23 protein-coding genes are annotated in these 23,747 nt (G+C 54.8%); 10 read left to right on the forward strand and 13 right to left on the reverse strand.

What is annotated here, in order from left to right:
* Positions 1-85 precede the first annotated feature (85 nt).
* Entirely contained in the window at positions 86-307 is a 222-nt protein-coding gene (locus tag SIB88_RS13475; RefSeq protein WP_068519195.1) for a hypothetical protein, read from the forward strand.
* Positions 308-457: 150 nt separating this feature from the next.
* On the opposite strand, the gene SIB88_RS13480 is transcribed toward SIB88_RS13475, so the two are convergent.
* The 7 genes from SIB88_RS13480 to SIB88_RS13510 form a co-directional block, all read right to left on the reverse strand.
* Positions 458-1,642, reverse strand: a complete 1,185-nt coding sequence (locus SIB88_RS13480; RefSeq protein ID WP_412558257.1) for an MFS transporter — start codon at positions 1,640-1,642, stop codon at positions 458-460.
* 72 nt (positions 1,643-1,714) lie between these two features.
* Positions 1,715-2,764 (reverse strand): GlxA family transcriptional regulator, encoded by a 1,050-nt coding sequence (locus SIB88_RS13485; RefSeq protein ID WP_412558258.1) that lies wholly within the window; start codon positions 2,762-2,764, stop codon positions 1,715-1,717.
* A 132-nt stretch (positions 2,765-2,896) separates the two neighbouring features.
* Positions 2,897-4,585 carry a hypothetical protein gene (locus SIB88_RS13490; protein WP_101246126.1) on the reverse strand — a complete coding sequence of 563 codons (1,689 nt, stop codon included), beginning with the start codon at positions 4,583-4,585 and terminating at the stop codon, positions 2,897-2,899.
* Positions 4,586-4,848: 263 nt separating this feature from the next.
* Positions 4,849-5,445 (reverse strand): membrane integrity-associated transporter subunit PqiC, encoded by a 597-nt coding sequence (locus SIB88_RS13495; protein ID WP_228195376.1) that lies wholly within the window; start codon positions 5,443-5,445, stop codon positions 4,849-4,851.
* On the reverse strand, positions 5,442-7,121 hold the full coding sequence (locus SIB88_RS13500) for an intermembrane transport protein PqiB (RefSeq protein WP_068519395.1): 1,680 nt from the start codon (positions 7,119-7,121) through the stop codon (positions 5,442-5,444). The genes SIB88_RS13495 and SIB88_RS13500 overlap by 4 nt, the downstream gene beginning before the upstream one ends.
* The gene (locus SIB88_RS13505; protein ID WP_412558259.1) at positions 7,118-8,449 is read right to left on the reverse strand and encodes a paraquat-inducible protein A; all 1,332 of its coding nucleotides are present in this window, start codon (positions 8,447-8,449) and stop codon (positions 7,118-7,120) included. Before SIB88_RS13505 ends, SIB88_RS13500 begins: the two co-directional genes overlap by 4 nt.
* A 147-nt stretch (positions 8,450-8,596) precedes the next feature.
* Complete coding sequence (locus SIB88_RS13510) at positions 8,597-9,496, reverse strand: LysR family transcriptional regulator ArgP (RefSeq protein WP_228195374.1); 900 nt, start codon at positions 9,494-9,496, stop codon at positions 8,597-8,599.
* A 102-nt stretch (positions 9,497-9,598) separates the two neighbouring features.
* On the opposite strand from SIB88_RS13510, the gene SIB88_RS13515 reads away from it, so the two are divergent.
* The gene (locus SIB88_RS13515) at positions 9,599-10,222 is read left to right on the forward strand and encodes a LysE/ArgO family amino acid transporter (RefSeq protein ID WP_068519392.1); all 624 of its coding nucleotides are present in this window, start codon (positions 9,599-9,601) and stop codon (positions 10,220-10,222) included.
* A gap of 36 nt (positions 10,223-10,258) precedes the next feature.
* On the opposite strand, the gene SIB88_RS13520 is transcribed toward SIB88_RS13515, so the two are convergent.
* The gene (locus tag SIB88_RS13520) at positions 10,259-10,837 is read right to left on the reverse strand and encodes a thymidine kinase (RefSeq protein WP_412558260.1); all 579 of its coding nucleotides are present in this window, start codon (positions 10,835-10,837) and stop codon (positions 10,259-10,261) included.
* 73 nt (positions 10,838-10,910) lie between these two features.
* On the reverse strand, positions 10,911-11,819 hold the full coding sequence (locus SIB88_RS13525) for a LysR family transcriptional regulator (protein ID WP_412558261.1): 909 nt from the start codon (positions 11,817-11,819) through the stop codon (positions 10,911-10,913).
* Positions 11,820-11,925: 106 nt separating this feature from the next.
* Between SIB88_RS13525 and SIB88_RS13530 the strand changes: the two genes are divergently transcribed.
* Positions 11,926-12,606 carry a type 1 glutamine amidotransferase domain-containing protein gene (locus tag SIB88_RS13530; RefSeq protein ID WP_101246442.1) on the forward strand — a complete coding sequence of 227 codons (681 nt, stop codon included), beginning with the start codon at positions 11,926-11,928 and terminating at the stop codon, positions 12,604-12,606.
* Between the two features lie 71 nt (positions 12,607-12,677).
* Positions 12,678-12,878 (forward strand): heavy-metal-associated domain-containing protein, encoded by a 201-nt coding sequence (locus tag SIB88_RS13535; RefSeq protein ID WP_068519389.1) that lies wholly within the window; start codon positions 12,678-12,680, stop codon positions 12,876-12,878.
* A 256-nt stretch (positions 12,879-13,134) separates the two neighbouring features.
* Here the strand turns inward: SIB88_RS13535 and gatB are convergent, their stop codons facing one another.
* The 3 genes from gatB to gatC are packed head-to-tail and all read right to left on the reverse strand — an operon-like array spanning position 13,135 to position 16,361.
* Positions 13,135-14,589, reverse strand: a complete 1,455-nt coding sequence (gene gatB / locus SIB88_RS13540; RefSeq protein WP_412558262.1) for an Asp-tRNA(Asn)/Glu-tRNA(Gln) amidotransferase subunit GatB — start codon at positions 14,587-14,589, stop codon at positions 13,135-13,137.
* Positions 14,590-14,592: 3 nt separating this feature from the next.
* A complete protein-coding gene (gatA, locus tag SIB88_RS13545) occupies positions 14,593-16,071 on the reverse strand; it encodes an Asp-tRNA(Asn)/Glu-tRNA(Gln) amidotransferase subunit GatA (RefSeq protein ID WP_068519387.1) in 1,479 nt (492 codons plus the stop codon).
* Positions 16,071-16,361 carry an Asp-tRNA(Asn)/Glu-tRNA(Gln) amidotransferase subunit GatC gene (gatC, locus tag SIB88_RS13550; RefSeq protein WP_008890773.1) on the reverse strand — a complete coding sequence of 97 codons (291 nt, stop codon included), beginning with the start codon at positions 16,359-16,361 and terminating at the stop codon, positions 16,071-16,073. The genes gatA and gatC overlap by 1 nt, the downstream gene beginning before the upstream one ends.
* A gap of 282 nt (positions 16,362-16,643) precedes the next feature.
* Here gatC and ruvX point away from each other — a divergent pair, with 282 nt between their 5' ends.
* On the forward strand, positions 16,644-17,168 hold the full coding sequence (ruvX, locus tag SIB88_RS13555; protein WP_068519423.1) for a Holliday junction resolvase RuvX: 525 nt from the start codon (positions 16,644-16,646) through the stop codon (positions 17,166-17,168).
* Between the two features lie 65 nt (positions 17,169-17,233).
* Here the strand turns inward: ruvX and SIB88_RS13560 are convergent, their stop codons facing one another.
* A complete protein-coding gene (locus SIB88_RS13560; RefSeq protein WP_068519386.1) occupies positions 17,234-18,049 on the reverse strand; it encodes a VOC family protein in 816 nt (271 codons plus the stop codon).
* A gap of 263 nt (positions 18,050-18,312) precedes the next feature.
* Here SIB88_RS13560 and SIB88_RS13565 point away from each other — a divergent pair, with 263 nt between their 5' ends.
* From SIB88_RS13565 to dprA, 5 genes are all read left to right on the forward strand, one after another.
* Entirely contained in the window at positions 18,313-19,236 is a 924-nt protein-coding gene (locus SIB88_RS13565; protein WP_412558263.1) for an AEC family transporter, read from the forward strand.
* 171 nt (positions 19,237-19,407) lie between these two features.
* Entirely contained in the window at positions 19,408-20,367 is a 960-nt protein-coding gene (locus tag SIB88_RS13570) for an aspartate carbamoyltransferase catalytic subunit (RefSeq protein WP_101246441.1), read from the forward strand.
* Positions 20,364-21,686, forward strand: coding sequence for a dihydroorotase (locus SIB88_RS13575; protein ID WP_206927517.1), 1,323 nt, complete (start codon positions 20,364-20,366; stop codon positions 21,684-21,686). The genes SIB88_RS13570 and SIB88_RS13575 overlap by 4 nt, the downstream gene beginning before the upstream one ends.
* Position 21,687: 1 nt before the next feature.
* Entirely contained in the window at positions 21,688-22,344 is a 657-nt protein-coding gene (gene plsY, locus SIB88_RS13580) for a glycerol-3-phosphate 1-O-acyltransferase PlsY (protein ID WP_412558264.1), read from the forward strand.
* A 93-nt stretch (positions 22,345-22,437) separates the two neighbouring features.
* Positions 22,438-23,697, forward strand: a complete 1,260-nt coding sequence (dprA, locus tag SIB88_RS13585) for a DNA-processing protein DprA (RefSeq protein ID WP_412558265.1) — start codon at positions 22,438-22,440, stop codon at positions 23,695-23,697.
* Positions 23,698-23,747 lie beyond the last annotated feature (50 nt).

A 23,747-nucleotide genomic window follows, 5' to 3' on the forward strand; every position in this document is an offset into this window, starting at 1 on the left:
CATCGGCTGGAAAAAAACAGCTGTCATAAAGCCTTGGTCGATTGGTCTTACATTGTCACCCGACACAAATGCTGGTTGGAGAAAGATGCGCACCATCTATCAAAGCACCGATGATTTCGGGCATACCCTCCGCGCCCTGAAATTGATCAAGGAAGGTCATAACGATCCGGTCTATATGGGCCTGGTCATTCAGGATCGCGAAGTGCTGTTCCGTACCCGTGAAAACAGCTCTCGCGAATTTGTTTTGCAGAAGATCAAGGAATTCGTTGCCGGCAACGCCGCATCGTTTGAATCACAACCGGCCTGATGGCCGGTTTTTTATTGGCCGGACAGCATCGTTGCATAACGTGATCCGGCGCGGAACGATTGAGTTTTTCAGTCGCGCCGGGGCGAAACTCCCCGTTTGCCCCGCAACTTCACCGCCGGTCGTCATGACCGGCGGTTCCTTTTATCTTTTTCATGCCCTGGCCTGTGCGGCTGATCGCTGTGCGACCAGTCCGCGCCACATCAAAATCATCGCAACCACAAGAACGGGCACCACGCCGTAATTCACCGGGATCCACCCTGCCCCGGCGATCAGGGCGCCACTGGCGATCGAGGCCGCAGTTGCCGTGATGCTGTTGCCAAGCTCCATCAGGCTTTGCGCATGTCCGCGTTCGGATGGATCATGTCCCGCACCAAGCATGGTCGTCCCCGCCAGCAACATCATGTTCCAGCCAATCCCAAGCAGGAATGAACTGATGAGAAATGCTTCTGCCGATATGTCCGTCACAGCAAAACCGACACTGATCAGCAAGATGCCAACACCAAGGGATGCCACACGATGCGCGCCGAACCGGTCAATCATCGGGCCTGCGACAAAGGCAGGCAGGAACATGCCAATCAGATGCCAACGGATGACGTTGGCCGATACATCAATATCAAACCCGCAATATTTCATCGCAAGTGGCGTTGCCGTCATCACAAGGATCATGATCCCGTGGCCGGCTGCACTGACGGCAATGGCCCCGCGGATTACCGGTCGCCGCAAAAGTGTGGCCATTACGGTCCAACTTGAACCGGATCGCGCCGGAATGCCGCCATCGGGCAACATGATCGTTATGATCGCAGCCATCGCTGCCAAACCGGCAAGTGCGACATAGGCACCGGCAAACGGTACGGGCAGGAAATCACGGCTGAACCCGGCGATTTCCGGCGCAACAAGTGCGGCCAGGACACCACCCCCGACAACCAGTGCCGCTGCCCGGCCACTTTGCGTTTTATCCACGGCCTCGATCGCGGCATAGCGATAATACATGGCCGATGCCTGATAGGTGCCAATCAACAACGGTGCAAATGCCACCAACCAGAACTGCCCGATATAAATACCGGCCGCCAGAAGCAACCCGCCCGCCACACCACAAAGCGCACCGAGAAAAAGGCCGACACGCCGGCCGCGCCGTTGCATCACTATGGCAAGCGGATGAACCGACATAAGATTGCCAAGCATCAAAACACCAAGCGGCAATGTCGCAAGCCCGGCACTTGGCGCAAGCGACACCCCGACAAGCGCGGTCAGGGTAATTCCGATCAACGAACAGGACCAGTAAAGGGCCTGTGCAATAAACAGCAGACGCACCGCGCCATTGGTCAGTAACAACATGTTGCCAACTCCGAAAAAATCAAACTGTGTTGAATTGATCAGGCAATCTGCCTGATGCCGGTACTGTGCGGGCTAGATTGCGCCCGCATACGGTTTTCGGGCGAACCGTTCGGCATATTCCTGCGGGCTGACCGACAGATGCCGCTGAAAGGCCCGGCGCAAGGTTTCCGGATGCCTGAAACCGCACAATTCGGCTACCCGCGATACTGTAATCCCGTCATCTTGCAGCAAGGCCCGCGCGGCTTCGACCCGGATACGTTCGACATAGCGTGCCGGGCTCATTCCAAGGTCGCGGCTAAAGACCCGTGAAAAGGTTCGCGGCGTCATACCCGCCCGACCGGCCAGCGTTTCAAGCGACAAATCTTCGGCCAGATTGGCCGGCAACCATTCCAGCAACCCGGCCAAGCGGGTGGTCGCCCCGCCTTCCGGCGTCAGATAGGCACTGAATTGCGCCTGCCCGCCCGGCCGTTTAAGAAACATCACAAGCCGCCGCGCAACCGATAAGGCCAGCGCCCGACCGTAATCGGCCTCGACAATTGCAAGGGCAAGATCAATGCCCGCCGTCACCCCGGCCGATGTAAAGACATGCGGGTCACCGTCATATCCGGTCGGATCGTAGCTGTGCAGTCGATCTGCCATCAGATGGATGGCCGGATAATCACGGATCATCTGATCACAGCGCGACCAGTGCGTTGTCGCCATGCGCCCGTCCAGAAGCCCGGCCTCGGCCAGGATCAGCGCGCCTGAACAAACAGATCCAAGGCGCGGAATGACTTTTTCCGCAGCACAGAGCCATTCAAGAAAATCATGGTCATCAAAAAAACGCGCAACCCCGTCCCCACCGGGCACAAGCAACGTATCAACCGTCGCAAGATCAAGATCCTGCCAGCCACAATCGGCATAAAGCTGCACCCCGCAGGACGTCCTGACCGGACCGGACCGGGTGGCTGTGACAAGCACGTCATATCCTGCTGCCCGCCCGGTTCGGGTCAATTCGTCATTGGCGGAACCAAAAACCTGAAGTGGCCCGACGACATCGAGGCTCATCACCCGGTCATAGGCATGGCAGACGATCAATCGTCTTGGGGTTTCTGATTTTGCGGCTGTTTTGGATACTGACATGCGGACACCTCGCTGGATTGATCCAAGCATGCCGCAAACAGGTTTTGGCAACAATGACAAACACCCCACGAATTTTGCCAAATGGCATCGCGGGGTGTTTTCAATCAGATCAGGAATGCAGTGGGCTGGCGGTCAGAACCCGCTTCGTTGCAGCAACGCATAAAAATCGCGAATTGTGCCTTCCTTGGCGGTCATATCCTTGATGTCATCAACCAGCTTGTCGGTAAAGTTGGGCTGTTTCAGATATCCAACCACCCGTTTGCGCGCCATTGCCGCCGATTTACCTTCGATCAGGACACCGCTGGAACAGAATTGCACAAGCATATAGGCACGCTTGCGCAGGTGCAGAGACGGATTATCAATCCGTTCGATCACCTTTTCACGTACCAGATATTCTGCCAGTCCATCATCAAGCTTGGCACCAATCTGGGTCTTTTGGTCTTCGGGCAGGTTGCTTTCGCTGAGCAGGTCATTCATATGCTTGACCGTTGCCATCTTGTCGCGCGGCTTGGATTCCGGATCACAGAAGGCCCGCAAGGCCCGCATATCCTTTACCGCGTCCTGCATCATGACATACAGCTCGTCTGCAAAATCTTCGACGATGCCGCTATTGGCAACCGCAATCAGCCAGGTCAGCTTGCGATAGTTGGGGATCAGGCGGCCGTTGATTTCGGCAACACCTTCGATCAGGGCGCGTGGACCCCCAACATTGCGCAACCGCGCACCGCGTTCTGCGATGGCTTCGACCATCGGGGTCCCATAAACAACGCCGCGCTCCGTGATCAGACGATCAAGAATGCCAATCAGCGGATCGGGATCACTTTCATGGCGGGTCAGGTTGTTGGCACTGCGCAACTCGCGTACGACGTAATCAAACATCGCTTCCTGACTGGTCGACAGCAGCCCGGATCCGAATAACGGGTTCAACAGTTCAAGAATATCATCCGCGGCCCCGCGGTTGCCTTTTGCACGGCCAAGAGCCAGATCGATATGAAGCGTCACCGCTTCGCCAAAGCTGCGTGAACTTCCCAGCAATTCCTTAAGCGCGACCGGTGATCCCAGAATATCGGCAATCACGTCATCAAGCATCTTGCGGGCGGCTTCGTCTTTTTCGTCGCCTTTGACCTTCAGGGCAAGATCAAGCTTCCCGACCCAGTTGCGGGTTGATGACAGAACGCGTGTTAGCGCTACCATCGTCAGGAAATCAGTATCTTCGGCCAGGTTAAGACGACGAATTTCGTCGCGCACTTCCGAGATGGTGGCGTCTTCGAATGCCGGCAGATCAACCTTTTCAACTTCGCGGGCGCGCGCAGACAATTGTTCGATCGCGCCATGAAGGTTGTTCATCGCCTCGATATGGTCGCCATCGGTCGCCTTGGCATGCAAACCGGCAACCTTGTCGACAGCCGTCGGCATCAAGGTGTCATGGAACATCAACTTGCGGAGGTTCTGGTAATTATACATTACCTCGCAAGGAGTCAGAATTTCCTGTTCGAAATATTTGCGCAGCAACCGGTTGATGGTTGCGCGGCTTTCTTTCTGCAAAAGGTCGTTGTCGGTCTCGCAAAGCGGCGCTTCATCGATCGAAGAAACACGGACGTCTTCTTCTTCGCTGTCACCTGCCCCTTCTTTTTCCAGAAGAACCTTTTCAACATGACGACCATCGCCGCGTTCCCAGTTACGGACCACGCGTACGGCAGACACCTTGGTTTTCAGAACCTTTTCCGCTTCTGAAACCGCTTCTTTTTCGACGTCAAATGTCGAGTGGATGATCCAGCGATCCCCCCGCTGAACCAATACTTCAAATGTCGTATCCGACATGATGCGCTCTGGCTCCCTAACTTCCTGTTTGGGCGGCATTTACTTGCCGGTAATCAGTCAGGCGCGTGTCCCGTTTTTTATATTTGTATCTTCTTTATAAGTCCATTCGGGGTATGAAAACAATAGGTTGATCAACAACTTTTACAATAACTGCGCTTTCCGTTGCCCTTCAATGCCTTAACGGCCCTGAAATCCAAGGCATCGTCCCTTTATGCCGGGATGCGAATTCACACGCATAACGTGCGCATAACCCATTGTATAGATTAGGGAATATGACTTGCGATCTCGCCGGTCATGTCTGAAAGCAACGTGCTCATGGCCACAACGGTGCTTTCGATTGTGGTGTCGGCCGGCTTGCTGATCTTGTTATATTTTGCCGACTGAACAATGGCGCCGTCTTCGAAATGCACCAGTTTCCAGCGTGCCACCAGAACAACATTGCCATCGGCCTGGCGTTCGAACCGGTCAATATCAAGAACGATCTGCCACACCACCCCGTCACGGGATGTCCAGGGGAATGTTTCAAGCCGCGACGCGCGCCCGGTTCGATCAAGATTGTCCATCAGAACCCGGTTGATGTTTTCATCAAGCGGTTCAGCCCAGCGATGACCGGCATTGACTTCCAGCCGATTGGCACTGCTGCGCGTGACAATCGTTGACCGGTCCAGGTGGCTTGGAATGGTCACCGGCCCGACACCGACAACCGGTGCCTGTGCGGAACGATCTGCCGTTTGCTGCATCATTGAAGACAGCAGGTAATAACGATCTGTTCCCGATTGCGATGCGCAGGCAACAAGCAGCGGTGCGACAAGCAACAACAGATATTTACGCGTCTGCATCCGGATTATCTGTCGCATCATTCATCCTCCTTCGGGCCACTTTTTCCAAGGATCAGCGCACTTGGGTTCTGTTCAAGGAACTCGGTCAGATCCCGCAATGACCGTGCTGTGGCACTCAGTTCCTTAAGCGCCTGTTCCAGATTGTATCGCACGGGTGATGTCGGGGCCGTCACATCGCGCACCCCACCCAATGCCTCGCGCGCGGTATCAAGGGCGGTCTGGGTTGCGGGCAGAACGCTGGTATCAAGGTTGTTGACCAGACTGCTCACACCTGCCGCTGCCTGTTTAAGGTTGGTCATCGCATCACTCAATGCCGGCGAAGTGACGATATTTTCCATGCCTTCAACCGTCCCCAAAAGACGAATGCCGATTTCCTCGAGCGGGAAGGTTTCGACCTTTTCAAGCAAGCTGGTCAGCGAATTGGCGATTTCGTCAAGTTTTTGCGGCAAGGTTGGCAATTCCGGATACGGCCCCTGCCCGTCGCCAAGATAACGGGCGGGCGAAACCGGGTTCATCGCCAGGTCAACAAACAGTTGCCCTGTGATAAAGCTTCCGGTTTTAAGACGGGCGCGCAAACCATTGGCGACAAGCGTTTCAATGGTTGCCTGCGGATCACGGGTGCCAAGATCACCACCAACCAGTCGCACGCGTTCAGGCTCGATCGTGACCAGGACCGGAACCCGGAAAATATTGCGGTTCACAACATATTCCAGATCGACACTTTCGACCGTTCCGACCCGGATACCATTGAATTCAACCGGCGCCCCGCGCGACAGGCCACGCACCGAAGAATCGAAATAAAGGATATATTCCTGACTGTATCCCTGGGCCAGCAGTTCGGCCTTTTCCAAACTTGGATGCAGGCGAAAGACCGTATCGGCAGACGCCATATCGTCATTCGTGCTGTCGTTGGGCGTATAGAAATTGATCCCGCCTGCCAGAACCGAACGCACCGACTGTGCACGAACCGACAAGCCCCCGGAATTGAGATCAAGCGCAATACCACTTGAATCCCAGAAACGTGTATCGCGCTTGACCAGGGCATCAAACGGTTTGCGTACAAAGATCGGGATGGTCACACCGCTTGCATCCTCGGTCAGTTCGGTATCAAGAACTTCACCGACTTCTATGCCGCGCAGCAGAACCGGCGTGCCGGTCCCCAATGAGCCAAGCTCGTCAGCCTTGAGCACAAAGCGCGTTCCGTCTTCTTCGTCATGAATGATCTGTGGTTCTTCCTCGCCAACGAAATCGCGTTGTTTTTTACCGGTCTTGTCGGGCACGACTTCGATATAGGCCCCCGACACAATGGTATCGAGACCGGTGATCCCGCGCACGGTCACCCGCGGTCGAACCACCCAGAAACGCGTTTTGTCGGTCAGATAGTCGCCAAGATCCGCATCCATGCGAATGGTCAGGCGCACGTGATCAAGGTCTTCGGCAAGATCGATTTCGACCACCTGCCCGACATCAACATCGCGGTAGCGAACGGCAGTCTTTCCTGCGGCGATGCCTTCTGCCGATTCAAAGGTGACAGTGATTTCCGGCCCCTTTGACATGACATCGCGCCATAACAGCCAGCCCCCGATGATCAACGCCACCAACGGCACAAGCCAGACGATGGAAAAACGCCCCCATCCCTTTTTGACATCCGGCGATCCGGGTCGCGGATCTGATGAAGTCGAATGTTCGTCAATCATGACGGCGTCCCCTGTTTTTCAACTTGGTTCCGTTCAAAACCTGTATCGGATCGCGATTTCAGCGCCTTCAATTCCGCACGATCCCAAATCAGCCGCGGATCGAAGGCCATTGCTGATAACATGGTCAAAATAACCACACCACAAAATGCAACGGCGCCAAATCCGGGATGAACCGATGCGATATTGCCCAGCTTCACAAGCGCGGCCAAGATCGAAACCATAAACACATCAACCATCGACCATCGCCCGACCAGCTCTGTCACCCGGTAAATAAGGGTGCGTTCACGAAGCGGCCCGGCAAGACCAAGATAGGTTGCCAAATACACCCACCCCAAAAGCACGATCTTGACGATTGGCACCAGAATACTGGCGGTAAAGACCACAATGGCGATTGGCCATTCCCCGGCTGCTGCCAATGCCGCAACACCAGACAGAATGGTATCGGCTTCGGACCGGCCAAGATAGGTCACCTGCATGATCGGAAACACATTTGCCGGCACATAAAGGATCACCGCCGCCAGCAAAAGCGCCCAGGCACGTGACAGGCTTCTTGCCTTGCGCTGATGCACAACATCGCCGCAACGCGGGCATTTCGTTGGCCCATTGTCCTGTTCGATGACCACCATCGCGCAGGTATGGCAACTCAGCAAGCCGTGCTTTCGCGCAACCGCCCCCGATATTGGCATGGTGCTTTCGCGCAAATCATCCTGATCGGGATAGCGCAATGACGACGGAGCAATGCGCCGCCAGACCGCACGCGTATCAAGTGTTACATTCATCAACAGAACGGTCGGGATCAGACAGCAAATCGCAAAAAAGGCCGGGCCAGCAATCACCTGGGCAAAGTCGGTCAGCTTGGTCAACGCCACCAGCAATCCGATCAGGAAAACATCAAGCATCGACCATGGACGTACCACGGCAAGAACACGCCATACCCGTTTCATCCCGGGCCAACTGGTTCCCCGCCAGATCGGCAACAACACATAAATATGCGCCGCGATCAAAAGCAACGGTGCGATGATTGATGTCACGGCCACCATAAAGGCAAGGAACGGAAATCCTTCCTGCCAGAATGTTATCACCCCGCTTGCCAGTGTATTGGTTTCAACCCGGCCTTCCATGCCAAACGTCAAAACCGGAAAGGTGTTGGCGATAGCAAAAAGAATGAGTGCCGTCACCGCCAATGCCAGGGGTTTGTCGAACCGGTTTTGTTCCGCGGAATAAAGCGGTGAGCCACATCGCACACAACACGCCACACTGCCTGCCGGGATGTCTTCCTCGACATGGAGATAGTCGCAATGCTCACACGCAATCAATCGACGCGACATGGTTTTCCTGTTGAAACAAACCGTTATCCATGATGGCTCGTCCATCAAAGTAAGCGACACTTTTGACATGAAGTCAAACCGCATCGGTGTCGCCACGATCACATGATCCCTGAACAGACACCCCGAACACTATCCGCTATCTTGTTGTTATGTCGTAATTTTGGGCAAAAAACGGCGGGCTTGTGAAAGCACGATCTCATTGACCTGATCAAGCAAACGGCTTTGGATGGTTTTGTGGTGCCAATATAGCGGCCGGTCAATTTCAAACGGGCATGGACGGATCAGACGACCGGTTCTCAATGCTTCCTCTGCCTGATGTTGTTCAACAACGGCATAGGCAATACCCTGTTCCGCGACCGTGACAAAGCCTTGTGAACTCGGAATGGTGTGGGCCGGGAATTCGCCTGGATTCAAGCCGAAATATTGCTTAAGAAACTGGTTTTGCAGTTCGTCATGTTCGGAAAAATTGACGGCCGGACAGGATCGCAATGCATCTGCCGTCACGCCGTTTGCAAAATGGCGCGCATTGAATTCCGGCGAAACGACCATGACATAGCGCATCATCCCCAACGGACGCACCCGGCATCCCTGGATCGGTGTTGAACGCATATCGACCGCACCAAGCACGGTGCCATCCTGAAGTGCGCTGTGATTAAGCGATTCATCGCCCACCTTCAAATGCACAAGAAGCCCAAGCTGATCAAACAGATATTTGGGGACATCAACAAACCAGGTTGCCAGACTGTCGGCATTCACCGCGAGCGCGACCTGACCATATCCGCCATCACTTTGAATGTCGGGCATTTCATCAAGCAGTTCCTGTTCAAGCAACCGAACACTTTGATAATGCTGAAGCAATCTTTGCCCTGCGGCCGTGGCGGCAATCGGCTTTGCCCGAATGATGACCGGCTGCCCCAAACGTTCCTCAAGAAGTTTGACGCGCTGTGACACAGCAGATTGTGTCAGCCCAAGATCACGTGCGGCCTTTTCAAAGCTGCCATGGCGGATGACTTCGGCGCTGGCCTGCAACAGTTTGTAATCAAGCATGCCTGATCCATAATTTTTTCTAATGGCACTTAATCATAATTCGATTTTCTTATTTTGTGAAATTGATATCAGTGGGCCATCACTTCAAACAGGAACACCGACATGCTTTTGACTTACGCAACCGGATTTGGCCTTGGCGGCGGATTGATTATCGCGATTGGCGCCCAGAACGCATTCGTTTTGGGACAGGGATTGCGTCGTAACCATCCGCTGATGGTTGCGCTGGTCTGTGCGCTGTGTGATGCGATCCTGATTGCGGCGGGCGTGGCCGGGTTGGGAACACTTATTGCGGCCTACCCGCTTCTGACCAAAATTGCGGCCTGGGGCGGCGGTGCCTTTTTGATCTGGTACGGTATCGGCGCGTTTCGGCGGTTGTTTGAAACCGAAACGCTGTCAGATGACACCAGATCAAAGAAGGGCTGGAAGGCAGTACTTTCAACGACACTCGCCGTGACGCTTCTTAACCCGCATGTGTATCTTGATACCGTGGTGATGCTGGGCGGGATCGGCGGCCAATATCCGGCGGACGAACGACTTGGCTTTGCCCTTGGCGCCATGAGTGCCAGTTTCGTCTGGTTCTTTTCGATCGCGCTTGGGGCTGCGTGGCTTGCCCCCTATGTCGCGCGTCCGATCACCTGGAAAATCGTCGATGCGATCACCTGTGCGGTGATGTGGCTTGTTGCCTATAGCCTGCTTGCACCGGAAATCAGCGCCATCCTTGCGTAAGCGCGTGCCACTGGACCAGAAACCATTATTCAGACCTCACTGGCCCATGGCATCCTTGAAATGGCGGCGGCATACCGGGACATATCGGTCATTGCCGCCGATTTCGACCTGCGCCCCTTCACGGACCGGGTCGCCATTTTCATCGACACGCAGCACCATGCCGGCTTTACGACCGCAATGGCAGATGGTTTTGAGCTCATTAAGCTTGTCCGCCCAGGCCAGCAACCATTTGGAGCCTTCGAACAACTGCCCTTGGAAGTCGGTGCGAATGCCATAGCAAAGTACCGGAACACCATGCTTGTCCGCGATATCGGAAAGTTGCCAGACCTGTTCCTTGCTCAGGAACTGGGCCTCGTCAATCAGGACGCAATCGACCTTGCCCTTTTTCATTTCCCCAAGGATCAGCGCACACATATCGGTTTGGCCATCAAACAGAATTGCCGGGGCTTCCAGACCAATGCGTGACGCAATCTTGCCCTCGCCAAAACGGTCGTCAAAGGCAACCGTCAGCAACAGCGTTTCCATACCCCGTTCGCGGTAATTGAAGCTTGCCTGAAGCAGCGTGGTCGATTTGCCCGCATTCATGGACGAGTAATAGAAAAACAGATTGGCCATGGATCCCCCCGAAAGTCGTCAATGGGACATAGCCGATCAGGCACAATTGATCAATATGGCGATGATTGCACCGTCATCCATTCCGTGAAATATCGATGTCACGCAATTCACGGCGCATGAATTCCAGCAATGCCTGGACTTTGGCGCTGCGCGTTACACCGGCCGGATAAACGGCATAGACCTGCAAATCCGGCAGAATACAGTCAGGAAGAATTCGGACCAGATCCCCGCGCTCAATATCATCCTGAACATCACATAGCGGCACAACAGCCATGCCGTGCCCGCCCCGAAGGAACTGTAACCGCGCCGTGGCATTATCAACGCGGACATGACCGTTAACCCGGACTTTCTGTTCTGTACCGTTGCAGGTCATGGTCAGGGTTTCCGGGATGCGGCTATACATCACCCAATCATGCAGGGCCAGATCGTCAATCTTTTCCGGCTGCCCCGCGCGATCAAGATAGTCCGGACTGGCGCAGACAATGCGACGTGTTTGATAAAGCTTGAAGCTTTTGAGATCGGAACTTTTCAGCGGTCCTGACCGGATGCCGATATCCATGCCCATACCAATCAGATCAACAACATCGTCACTCAGATGCACATCAATTGCGACGCTGGGATATGTCCGGCGGAACCGGTTCAAAATCGGAACGATCCGCAAATTGCCAAGATGCACCGAAGACGTGATTGAAATCTTGCCAACAGGTTCATCACGCAATTCTTCGACCCGTTTGCGGGCCGCTTCGGCCTCCAACATGATGGTGCGGCAACTGTCGTAATACCGTTCACCGGCATCCGTGATGCTGAATGTGCGAGTGCTTCGGCGCAACAACGGTACACCAAGTTTGGCTTCAAGCTGGCGGATCTGATGTGAAATGGCCGCGCGACTAAGCCCCATCTTGCGCGCAGCAGCCGAAAACCCGCCCTCCTCGACCACGCGGGCAAAGATCATCATTGCTCTGACTTCATCAAGTGCCGACATTTTATATGCTCAATTAATTTGACAATCTGTTCAATAATTCACGCTTACGCAAATTTTGTCAGCCAGTTACGATCATGGCAAATGAAATCAGCGCATGGAGGATTTGATGCGTATTTTGATGATTACGACGTCGCACGACCGCATGGGTGATACCGGCCACAAGACGGGTATCTGGCTTGAAGAACTTGCAGCCCCCTATTTCCGTTTTCTCGATGCCGGTGCGGAAATCACCCTGGCATCGCCCAAAGGCGGCAAGCCGCCCCTGGACCCCAACAGTCTGGTTCCCGATGCCCTGACCGAGGCGACCGAACGCTTTGAAAAAGATGCGGCTGCCAAACAGGCCTTTGAAAACACCGTCACGCTTGACGGCCTTAAGGCAGATGATTTTGACGCATTGTTCTATCCGGGTGGGCATGGTCCGCTTTGGGATCTTGCAACCGATGCAAAATCAATTGCCCTGATCGAAGCATTTGTCGCACAGAACAAACCGGTCGCCGCTGTTTGCCACGGCCCTGCTGCGTTGGTGAACGCCAAAACAGCTGATGGCAAGCCGCTTGTTGCGGGCAAACGTGTCACCGGCTTTACCAATGACGAAGAAAAGGCTGTCGGCCTTGAAAAGGTGGTTCCGCTGTCGATTGAAGACGAATTCAAGAAGCATGGCGGCACTTATGAACGTGGTGAAATGTGGGCGCCATTTGCTGTGGTTGACGGCAAACTTGTGACCGGACAGAACCCGGCATCAAGCGACGCAACCGCAGACGAAGTTATCAAACTTTTGTCCGCATAAAACTGCTTGACCTTCCATCTACTGGAACCTTCATACTGCAGGCATAGATACCGGTTTTATGGAGTATTCAAATGGTAAAACTGAAGGTCGAAAAAATGAGCTGTGGCCACTGCGCCAATGCAGTGACCGCAGCCGCCACCAAGGTCAGCGGCGTTGAAAGCGCAAAGGTTGATCTGGAATCTGGTGAAATTGCCGTTTCCGGAACCGCGGATGTCAACGCCCTGATCGCAGCGATCACCGATGCAGGTTATCCCGCGTCCGTGACCAGCTGATCAACACCATCAACGTTCGTGTCTCCCCCCACCCGAACGTCAAGGCCGCCTGTATAATCATGATACAGGCGGCTTTTTTATTTACTCATCGCCAACCGGCCCGATCACCGCGGGCATGGATGATGCATTTTGCCGCACGGACCAATGCCCGCCCCTGGCAGCATTATCACCATGAGCGCATCGCGACGGGCCCGGCATTCCTCATACAAAAAAAGCCGCCCGATCAGGGCGGCTTTTTCAATGGTCTGATGATTAATCAGCCAAGGATCTTGTCACGCAGCAGCTTGTTGACCATGCCCGGGTTGGCTTTGCCGCCGGTGGCCTTCATGACCTGACCAACGAACCAGCCCAGCATGCGGTCTTTGCCGTCACGGATTTCCTGTACCTTGTCCGGGTTCGCTGCGATGACTTCGTCAATCGCCCCTTCAATGGCACCGGTATCGGTGATCTGCTTAAGACCTTTTTCCTCGACGATCTTTTCAGGATCATCACCGGTTTCGATCATGATTTCAAAGACATCCTTGGCGATACGGCCCGAAATGGTGTCATTGGAAATCAGATCGATCAGCTTGCCGAGGTTTTCAGCCGAAACCGGGCTGTCTGAGATGCCGACTTCTGCCTTGTTCAGCGCGCCAAACAGGTTGGTGATCACCCAGTTCGCAGCCAGTTTGCCGTCACGGCCCTTGGCGACGATTTCGTAGTAATCAGCCTTTTCCTTTTCCGCAACGAGAACACCGGCATCATATGCCGACAGGCCGTTTTCACGCATGAAGCGGGCTTTTTTCTCGTCCGGGAGTTCCGGCAGCTCTTTTTCGATTTCCGAGATGAAAGCATCATCGAAGACAAGCGGCAGCAGATCCGGATCCGGGAAATAGCGATAATCATGTGCCATTTCCTTGGACCGCATCGAACGGGTTTCACCCAGACGCTGATCATACAGGCGGGTTTCCTGAACGATTTCACCGCCAGCTTCCAGAACTTCGACCTGGCGTTTGGCTTCGATCTCGATCGCCTGCATCACGAAACGGATGGAGTTGACGTTTTTGATCTCGCAACGGGTGCCGAACGGCTCACCGGGACGACGGACCGAAACGTTGGCATCGCAACGCATCGAACCTTCGTTCATGTTGCCGTCACACGTACCAAGATACCGCACAATCGCACGCAGCTTGGTCAGGTATGCACCGGCCTCTTCCGGGGTCCGAATATCTGGCATGGACACGATTTCCATCAGCGCCACGCCCGAACGGTTCAGGTCGATATGCGAATATTTCGGGTCCTGATCATGCATTGACTTGCCGGCATCCTGTTCAAGATGCAGACGTTCGATGCCAACCGACTTGGTCGAACCATCGGGCATATCAAGAATGATCGTGCCTTCGCCGACAATCGGTTTGTCAAACTGCGAAATCTGATAGCCCTGCGGCAGATCGGCATAGAAATAGTTTTTGCGGGCAAAAACGCTTTCCTTGTTGATCTTGGCCTTAAGGCCCAGACCGGTTTTAACGGCCTGGCGCACGCACTGGGCATTTACAACCGGAAGCATCCCCGGCATCGCCGCATCAACAAGGCTGACATTGGTGTTCGGTTCATTCCCGAACTTGGTCGATGCACCGGAAAACAGTTTGGACTCGGAAATCACCTGACAGTGAACTTCCAGACCGACAACGATTTCCCACGGGCCTGTCGAACCTTCAATCACATAGCTCATGGATTAACCCTCCAGCCCGGACGGTTTTGCGGTGAAGTTGGCGGCACTTTCAAGCACACCACCGACACGCAGAACGGTTTCTTCATCAAACGGCTTGCCAATCAGCTGCAGGCCAAGCGGAAGTCCTTCGGACGACAGACCGGTCGGAAGCGACAGGCCCGGAAGACCCGCAAGGCTTGCCGGAACGGTGAAGACGTCGTTCAGATACATCTTGACCGGATCGCCTTCGTTTTCACCGATGGCGAACGCGGCCGACGGTGCGGTCGGTGCCAGAATGGTGTCAACCGTGCCAAAGGCATTGGCGAAGTCTTCGTAAATGCGACGACGGACTTTGAGCGCCTTGTTGTAATACGCGTCATAGTAGCCAGCCGACAGCACATAGGTGCCGATCATGATGCGGCGCTGGACTTCCTTGCCGAAACCGGCTGCGCGCGACTTCATATACATGTCATCAAGGCTGTCGCCTTCATCCATGACACGCTGGCCATAACGCAGGCCGTCATAACGTGCGAGGTTCGAAGATGCTTCTGCCGGGGCCACGATATAATAGGTGCCAAGCGCATATTTGGTGTGCGGCAGGGTCACATCGACCACTTCTGCACCCGCATCGCGCAGCATGGCAACACCATCGTCCCACAGCTTGCTGATTTCTTCGGGCATGCCATCAACACGGTATTCTTTCGGAATACCGATTTTCATGCCGCGAATGTCACCCGTCAGGGCAGCTTCGAAATCAGGAACCGCCATTGGCGCAGACGTGCTGTCCTTGGCATCGTGACCGGCCATCGAACCCAGCATGATTGCCGCGTCGCGAACGGTTTTGGTCATCGGGCCGGCCTGATCAAGCGAACTTGCAAAGGCAACAATACCCCAGCGCGAGCAACGGCCATAGGTCGGCTTCAAACCGACAATACCGCAATAGGATGCCGGCTGGCGGATCGAACCACCGGTGTCGGTACCGGTTGCCGCAAGCGCCATGTTGGCAGCAACAGCAGCCGCAGAACCGCCCGACGAACCACCGGGAACCAGGTCCTTGCCGTCCTTGCCTTTCCACGGGTTGATTGCATTGCCGTAATAGGAAGACGTATTTGACGACCCCATGGCAAATTCATCAAGGTTGGCCTTGCCCAGCATCACCGCGCCATTTTCAAACAGCTTGCTGGTGACCGTGGATTCATATTCAGGTTTGAACCCTTCGAGGATATGCGACGCCGCCGTGGTCTGGACACCTTCGGTGCAGAACAGATCCTTGACCGCAATCGGCAGGCCTTCCATTTTGCCAGCTTCGCCCTTGGCGCGCTTGGCATCGGATGCCTTGGCCATTTCGATGGCCTTTTCCGGGGTTTCGGTGATGTAAGCGTTCAGATTGCGATGCGCTTCCATCGATTTCAGGTGCGCTTCGGTCAGTTCGACCGAGGTATATTCACCCTTTGCAAGCCCGTCGCGGGCTTCTGCAAGTGTCAGCTTTGTCAGATCAGTCATTATTCAACCACCTTGGGCACAACAAAACAGCCAGCATCGGTCATCGGTGCATTCGACAGCACTTTTTGCTGGATGTTGCCATCGGTGACTTCATCCTTGCGCAGCGGCAGGGTAAGATCGGCAACCGAGGTCAGCGGTTCGCAACCCTCGACATCAACTTCTTGCAGTTCCTCGACGAAATCGAGGATACGGGTCAAATCTCCCGCCAGTTCGGACAGGCCTTCTTCGGACACGTTGATACGTGACAGATAGGCAATACGGCGAACTGTTTCCTTATCCAAAGACGACATGGATGAAAGTCTCTCTTAAGGAATGACAAAAAACCCGGCAGATACGAAATCTGCCAGAACTTGAATTACAGCGCGGAAACTAGCACCCCGCCGCCCCTATCGCAAGGGCCGCAAACGGCCTAAATGCGCGACATCGGCGATCATTGTTCATCCGGGCGCGATCTGGCGATAAAAATGCCCGCAAGCAGCACCAAATGACGTTACAATCAGGCATGTCTGAATTGCATTGCCATCGCGGCAATTCGGCTGGTGTTTTCCAATCAACACGCCTATAAGGTCGCCATGATTTGCAATGATACTCAGGAATTGCTGCGGTTCTTACCACCAGCAGCGCGCGTTTTGGGCCTGGACCTTGGCACCAAAACCATTGGCGTGGCCCTTTCAGATGTCGGGCTGCAGATCGCTTCACCTTATGAGCTGATCTCGCGGAAGAAATTCACCCGCGATATCGCACAGCTGTCATCGATCATCGACAAGCAGAATGTCGGCGGCATCATCATCGGCTTCCCGCGTGAACTTGACGGTTCGATCGGCAAGGCATGCCACCGTGTCTATGCCTTTGTCGACGAGATGGAAAAATATATCGATCTTCCGGTTCTGATGTGGGACGAACGTCTGTCGACCAATGCGGTTGAACGTATCCTGATCGAAGAAGTCGACATGACCCGTAAACGTCGTGCCGAAGTCGTTGATAAAACGGCGGCGGCCTATATTCTTCAGGGCGCGCTGGACCATCTTAACCGTCACACCGACCCCGGCGAAAATGCCGAACCCGATGAAGACGCGTTCGATGAAGACGAAGACTGATTTAAGATCGGTCACACAACAAGATCAAAAGCTGCCAGGTTCGCCCGGCAGCTTTTTTTTGTGCTTCATTTCGACTTGATGACGACCATCACGCCAAAGAACTTCGATGGCGGCAGGATAATCTGGCCTTTTTTCTGAACCGCGCCAAGTGACAGAGCGGCTTCGGAAATCCGGGACAGATCATCGACAATCAATTCGAACCCGGCGAAACCGTCCGTCGGAAAATCGGTATCATCAAAACCGTATTTGGCAATCAGCTCGTCACTGTGAAGGGCGTCGACCAAATGATCGATCCCGATGGCCTCGTAAAAATCGCGCACGGCGTCCGCCGCCCAGTGACTAAGCACGACCTTGCCGATCGCCTTTGCACCGTTGGGATGGGATTGATATTCCGGGAAATAGAAATTCTGTGGCGGATGGCGATGCTGGCAAACAAATGACACCGCATGGCGGAGCAACGGGTGGTTGGCAAAGGCCAGTGAAAAGGCAACGCCCACCGTATCGCCCGACGGGGTTAACGCATCGCGTTCAAAATGAAATACCGACGGAACAGCTGCCCCGGCCGCAATGAATTCTTCGCGATCCTTTTCGGCATCGCGCGACTGAAGGGCGAGCATCGACATGCCCTGACGATGGCGCAGATAATCACGGTTATAGATCGGAAATGAAAACGGCACAGACAGGTCGGTTTCGGTAATCTTGTCCGGATCAACAACAGCAAGCAATTCGATATACATGCCGTCAAGCTGGATCAGCGCATTGCCCGTTCCAAACGGATGGGTTGCACGCGGCGTTACTTTAAATCCAAGCTGGGAATAAGCAGCAATTGCCGCTTCAAGATCATTCACACACAGAACAAGATGATCAATCGCGCGCGACATGGCGTCCCCTCGTGGCATTGGTGGCGGTCCGGACAGCTTTAGATTGAATTCAGTTTATCGCTGCCGCACTCTTATAGATGTGCTGACTATCACATTATGCTTTGGCAACAAAGAACAACTCCCATTTAGCTGAATTAAAGTCAGCTGGTGCACGGCACAATTCAATCGCTTGCAGTGATTACATTTTTGTCCGACAACATAGCAGGTCACCCGGTGCGTTGCGCCAAAGCATGACCTGTGCTTTTCGTTCAAAAGGTCCATTCATGATCGCCATTCTTTCCGCCCTGCTGCCGACATTCGCCCTGATTGTTCTGGGCTATGGCCTGCGTCAACGTCAGTTCCTGCCTGACGCATTCTGGCCCGGCGCGGAAAAGCTGACCTATTTCGTGACGTTCCCGGCCCTGCTGTTTTCCAACACTGCCAAGGCCGATCTCGGCAGTTTGCCGTTACTGGGGATTGCCAGTGCGATGCTGGGAACTGTTGCGATTTGCACCATCCTGATCATGGTTCTGAAACCGGTTCTGAAGGTCAGTCCCGCGGCATTTTCATCCCTGGTTCAGGGGGCGATCCGCCCCAATACCTATATCGGGCTTGCTGTTGCGGCCGCCCTTTTGGGAACGGCTGGACTGACGGTAACCGCACTTTGTGTCGCGCTGGTTGTTCCGACGGTCAATGTCATATCGGTTCTGGCCTGTGCGCATTGGGGCGAAAACGACCGCAAACCGGGTTTGCTGTCGCTGCTTCGTGATGTTGCAAAGAACCCGCTTCTGGTCGCCTGCGTTCTGGGCAGTCTGTTTAATGTCGCCGGAATTGGCCTGCCCCCGGTGATTGGCCCGTTTCTTGAAGTTCTTGGCCGCTCGGCCCTGCCCATCGGGTTGCTTGCTGTCGGGGCCGGTCTTGATCTCAAGGCCGCACGCAATGCCGGTTTTCCGGTCGGCATTTCGACCATTGGCAAACTGGTTGCCAGCCCGACCATTGCGGCCGGACTTTGTCTGGCGCTCGGGTTGCCGGGGATCGAAAGTGCCGCTGTGGTGTTTTATGCCGCCCTTCCCTGTTCGGCCAGTGCCTATGTCCTGGCGCGCCTGATGGGCGGTGATGCACAGATGATGGCCAGTATCATCACAGTCCACACCCTTGCCGCGATCATCACCATGCCGATCATTGCCGTTCTGATGCATGTGGTTTGATCCGGCGATCATGAAAATCCCCCGGAAAACCTGACCGGACAGTCAGGTTTTCGGCATGAAATCACACCATTCTTTGGAATATTTACCTTTTCGTCACACGGGCAATTCGTTATGCTCCGCGCGAAATTTTTTCCAGACCATCCAAGGGAAATGTGCAACGCCATGAGCGTCATGGGACCAGCGGCGGATCACTATCCGCACCCACACCTCCTCGGTATCGAGGGTCTCACCCCCGGGGAAATCACCCTTATTCTTGATCGGGCACAGCATTACGCGGAAAAGAACCGTTCTGCTGACAAGACCAGCAATATTCTGGCCGGTGCCACGGTTGTAAATCTGTTTTACGAAAACTCCACCCGTACATTGACGTCATTCGAACTTGCCGCCAAACGGCTTGGTGCGGATGTAATCAACATGACGGTGGGCACCAGTTCGGTCAAAAAGGGTGAAACCCTGATTGACACCGCCATGACGCTCAATGCGATGAACCCGGATGCCCTTGTGGTTCGCCATGCCGATAGTGGCGCGGTCAAGTTGCTGAGTGAAAAGGTCAATTGTGCAGTTCTCAATGCCGGGGATGGTCGCCATGAACACCCGACACAGGCCCTGCTTGATGCCCTGACCATCCGCCGTCACAAGGGGCGCTTGCACCGTCTGAATGTCGCGATCTGCGGTGATATCGCCCATTCGCGCGTGGCCCGGTCAAACATCCTGCTTCTCAATACCATGGGATCGCGGGTACGGCTTGTAGCCCCGCCGACCCTGATCCCGTCAAAGATCGATCGCATGGGTGTCGAGATTTTCCACGACATGGAAGAAGGTTTGAAAGACTGCGACATCGTCATGATGCTGCGCCTTCAGCTTGAACGCATGGAAGGAAGCTTTATCCCGTCCGTCCGCGAATATTTCCATTTCCATGGCCTTGATCGCGCCAAGCTTGCCAATGCAAAGCCCGACGCCCTGATCATGCATCCGGGCCCAATGAACCGTGGCGTGGAAATCGACAGCGAAGTCGCCGATGACGTCGAACGATCGGTCATTCGTGAACAGGTCGAAATGGGTGTTGCCGTTCGCATGGCTGCGCTGGAATTGCTTGTCCAGAACCACAGAAAGATGGGAGGTCAGGCATGAGCCCCGCCATTCGCGCCAAAGGCGCAGGTAAAAAGGCCCTTATCAATGCCCGTCTGATCGACCCGGTCGCACAGACCGATGGCATGGGCGGCCTTCTGATCCAGGATGACACGATTGCCAAAGCCGGCGCGGAAGTCACCAAGGACACCGTTCCTGAAGGATTTGAAATCATTGACCTTGGCGGTGCTTGCCTTGCCCCGGGTCTGGTGGACATGCGTGCCCAGCTGCGTGAACCGGGTTTCGAGCATCAGGAAACCATAGAAACGGCTGGCAAATCTGCGGCCATTGGCGGGGTGACCACCATCATCGCCCTGCCCAATACCGATCCGGTCATTGATGATGTTGCAGGTGTCGAATTCATTGCACGACGCGCGCGCAAGGTCGGCCTGGCCAAGGTGTTTGTCTATGGTGCGGTTTCCAAGGGCATCGAAGGCAAGGAAATCACCGAAATGGGCCTTCTGCATCAGGCAGGTGCGGTCGCGTTCTGTGATGGTGTCAAAACAATCGCCAGTGCCCGCCTGCTGCGCCAGGCACTCTCATATTCCACCTTCTTTGACGGCATGATCGTCCAGCATCCGGAAGAGCCGGAATTGTCCAAGGGCGCATCAATGAACAGTGGCGAACTTGCCACCCGTCTGGGTCTTTCGGGGGTATCGCCGCTGGCCGAAGTCATGCAGATCGAACGTGATTTGCGTTTGGCGGAAATGACCGGCGGGCGGCTTCATTTTGCCCATATCTCGACCGGGGAGTCGGTTGAGGTCATTCGCAAGGCCAAGAAACGCGGCCTGAAAGTAACCTGCGATACGGCACCGCCCTATTTCGCCTTGAACGAGAATTCGGTGTCCGATTACCGGACATTTGCCAAATTGTCCCCGCCCCTGCGTTCAGAAGATGACCGTCAGGCGATCGTGGCCGGTCTGGCAGATGGCACCATTGACGCCATTGCATCCGATCACAATCCGCAAGATGCGGACTCAAAGCGCCTGCCTTTCGCACAGGCGGCGGCGGGTGCAGTTGGTTTTGAAACGCTTCTGCCCATTTCGCTTGAACTTTATCACAACGGCCATATGTCGTTGCTTGATGTCATCACCAAACTGACGCGCGTTCCGGCGGATCTTGTCCGGATCAAGGGTGCGGGAACCCTTGCCGAGGGAACGGCGGCGGATCTGGTGGTGTTTGATCCGGATCGTCCGTGGAAAATCGATCCGTATCAGTTCCATTCGAAATCAAAGAACTCACCTTTTGACGGTCGCCTGACACAGGGCCGCGTTTTGCGGACCCTGATTGATGGCCGCGAAGTTTTCACGGAAGGCTCCTGATATGGAACAGGCACTCGATGAAGGCTACAAAGCCATGTTGATGTCCCTGCAAATTGCGACGGTTTGCGGCTATTTGCTTGGCTCGATCCCGTTCGGTCTGGTTTTGACCCGGATGGCCGGCCTTGGCGACATCCGCAAGATCGGTTCGGGCAATATCGGTGCAACCAACGTGCTTCGCACCGGGCGCAAGGGACTGGCGTTCCTGACCCTGATCGGGGATGCGGGCAAAGGCGCGTTTGCAGCCCTGCTCTTTACCCATCTTTCGGGCGTTGAACAGGGTATCTTTGCCGGTGGTGCTGCGGTTATCGGCCACATGCTCCCGATCTGGCTGCGCTTCAAGGGCGGTAAAGGCGTTGCAACGACGCTTGGCACCCTTGCGGCTATTAACTGGATAATGGGGCTGTCTGCTGCTTTGACGTGGCTTGTCATGGCGCTGATTTTCCGCATTTCGTCGCTTTCGGCATTGATTGCAATGATCGCCGCCCCGCTTGCCGCCTTCTTCATCGCCAATGACCCGGGTGCCGGATGGCTTGGGGTATTTCTGGCTGTGATTGTCTGGGCTGCGCATCACGCCAATATCGGTCGTCTGCTTCGGGGTGAAGAACCCAAGATTGGCCAGAAAAAGAAAGAAGCAGAACAAGATAGCCAGACGGTCTGATCCCGTTCCTTTCTTTTGAATAACTTGACGAAACAACGCCCGGATGATCACAATCCGGGCGTCATGCATTTTAGAGATCAACAACCGGCACGATTGGCACAATCCGAACGCCTTGCCCGTATGCGGCTTGCGCGCAGCACCAATATTGGCCCGGTGACATTTCGCAAATTGCTTGACCGGTTCGGGTCTGCACGCAATGCCATCGACGCACTGCCAGACATTGGCCGTCATTCGGGTACTGTTCGCAAAATCACCCTTGCCAGTCGTGATGACACGGTTGCCGAAATCGAACTGGCAAAACAAAGTCACGCAAAACCGGTGATTTTTGGCGACCCGGAATATCCCGCCCTTCTGGCCCGCACTGAAGATGCCCCGCCCTATTTTTATGCCATCGGTCGGCTGGAACTTTTGGCGCAATCTGCGATCGGGATTGTTGGTGCGCGCAATGCATCTGCCAATGGGTGCGGTTTTGCACGCAAAATAAGTCACGAACTGGTATCGGCCGGATATGTCGTGGCATCGGGAATGGCACGCGGCATTGACGGGGCCGCGCACGAGGCCGCACTCAATGCCGCCCGAACAACCGGTGGCAAAACGGGCGGCGGTACAATTGCGGTCCTTGGCGGGGGTGTTGATGTCATTTATCCGCGCGAACATCGCGCGCTTTATGAACAGCTTTGTCAGGATGGTCTGGTGATATCGGAAATGCCGCCCGGTCTTAAACCGCAAGCACGCCATTTCCCGCGGCGCAACCGGATCATATCGGGCCTCGCACACGGAACCGTTGTCATAGAAGCTGGGCGCAATTCCGGGTCGCTGATTACCGCGCGTTTTGCCGCCGATCAGGGGCGCGATGTTTTTGCGGTTCCCGGTTCACCGACCGACCCGCGGGCGGCCGGACCAAACAGTCTGATCCGGGATGGTGCAATTTTATGCGACTCTGCGGATGTGATTCTTGATGCCGTGAGGTCGGCAGAAAAAAACACACAGCTTTTTGAAAGTTTTCATCAATTCAACGCAGACGGTCGCAACAGTGAGCCCGATCACATACAGGGCACTTATGATGACATTATCAGATCCCTTGAACATGACGCCGAATTTTCCGGCGCAAAACAGGGGCATCAGGACATTGCAAACGCGCAGGAAACCGCGACGCATACCAATGGCGGAACCGATATTGATGACAATGACAAAGTGATTGATTTGCTGTCGACTTCGCCCCTTCTGATTGACGAACTTATCCGCACGTCAAAGCTGTCGGCAAACCGGGTTTCAACAATTTTGATTGAACTCGAACTTGCAGGAAGGGTTGAACGTCACCCCGGAAATAGGGTATCGCGTATCGCCAAATGAGAGTCGCGTCGGATTTCGGCGTGACAAATATTGTTGTGATTTGCCGCAAT

Source organism: Thalassospira sp. MIT121401, from assembly GCF_047125595.1.
Lineage (GTDB): Bacteria > Pseudomonadota > Alphaproteobacteria > Rhodospirillales > Thalassospiraceae > Thalassospira > Thalassospira povalilytica.

Coding starts and splice junctions, on each gene's coding strand:
- SIB88_RS13475 (WP_068519195.1), top strand. CDS start 86: ATGCGCACCATCTATCAAAGCACCGATGATTTCGGGCATACCCTCCGC.
- SIB88_RS13480 (WP_412558257.1), bottom strand. CDS start 1,642: ATGTTGTTACTGACCAATGGCGCGGTGCGTCTGCTGTTTATTGCACAG.
- SIB88_RS13485 (WP_412558258.1), bottom strand. CDS start 2,764: ATGTCAGTATCCAAAACAGCCGCAAAATCAGAAACCCCAAGACGATTG.
- SIB88_RS13490 (WP_101246126.1), bottom strand. CDS start 4,585: ATGTCGGATACGACATTTGAAGTATTGGTTCAGCGGGGGGATCGCTGG.
- SIB88_RS13495 (WP_228195376.1), bottom strand. CDS start 5,445: ATGATGCGACAGATAATCCGGATGCAGACGCGTAAATATCTGTTGTTG.
- SIB88_RS13500 (WP_068519395.1), bottom strand. CDS start 7,121: ATGATTGACGAACATTCGACTTCATCAGATCCGCGACCCGGATCGCCG.
- SIB88_RS13505 (WP_412558259.1), bottom strand. CDS start 8,449: ATGTCGCGTCGATTGATTGCGTGTGAGCATTGCGACTATCTCCATGTC.
- SIB88_RS13510 (WP_228195374.1), bottom strand. CDS start 9,496: ATGCTTGATTACAAACTGTTGCAGGCCAGCGCCGAAGTCATCCGCCAT.
- SIB88_RS13515 (WP_068519392.1), top strand. CDS start 9,599: ATGCTTTTGACTTACGCAACCGGATTTGGCCTTGGCGGCGGATTGATT.
- SIB88_RS13520 (WP_412558260.1), bottom strand. CDS start 10,837: ATGGCCAATCTGTTTTTCTATTACTCGTCCATGAATGCGGGCAAATCG.
- SIB88_RS13525 (WP_412558261.1), bottom strand. CDS start 11,819: ATGTCGGCACTTGATGAAGTCAGAGCAATGATGATCTTTGCCCGCGTG.
- SIB88_RS13530 (WP_101246442.1), top strand. CDS start 11,926: ATGCGTATTTTGATGATTACGACGTCGCACGACCGCATGGGTGATACC.
- SIB88_RS13535 (WP_068519389.1), top strand. CDS start 12,678: ATGGTAAAACTGAAGGTCGAAAAAATGAGCTGTGGCCACTGCGCCAAT.
- gatB (WP_412558262.1), bottom strand. CDS start 14,589: ATGAGCTATGTGATTGAAGGTTCGACAGGCCCGTGGGAAATCGTTGTC.
- gatA (WP_068519387.1), bottom strand. CDS start 16,071: ATGACTGATCTGACAAAGCTGACACTTGCAGAAGCCCGCGACGGGCTT.
- gatC (WP_008890773.1), bottom strand. CDS start 16,361: ATGTCGTCTTTGGATAAGGAAACAGTTCGCCGTATTGCCTATCTGTCA.
- ruvX (WP_068519423.1), top strand. CDS start 16,644: ATGATTTGCAATGATACTCAGGAATTGCTGCGGTTCTTACCACCAGCA.
- SIB88_RS13560 (WP_068519386.1), bottom strand. CDS start 18,049: ATGTCGCGCGCGATTGATCATCTTGTTCTGTGTGTGAATGATCTTGAA.
- SIB88_RS13565 (WP_412558263.1), top strand. CDS start 18,313: ATGATCGCCATTCTTTCCGCCCTGCTGCCGACATTCGCCCTGATTGTT.
- SIB88_RS13570 (WP_101246441.1), top strand. CDS start 19,408: ATGGGACCAGCGGCGGATCACTATCCGCACCCACACCTCCTCGGTATC.
- SIB88_RS13575 (WP_206927517.1), top strand. CDS start 20,364: ATGAGCCCCGCCATTCGCGCCAAAGGCGCAGGTAAAAAGGCCCTTATC.
- plsY (WP_412558264.1), top strand. CDS start 21,688: ATGGAACAGGCACTCGATGAAGGCTACAAAGCCATGTTGATGTCCCTG.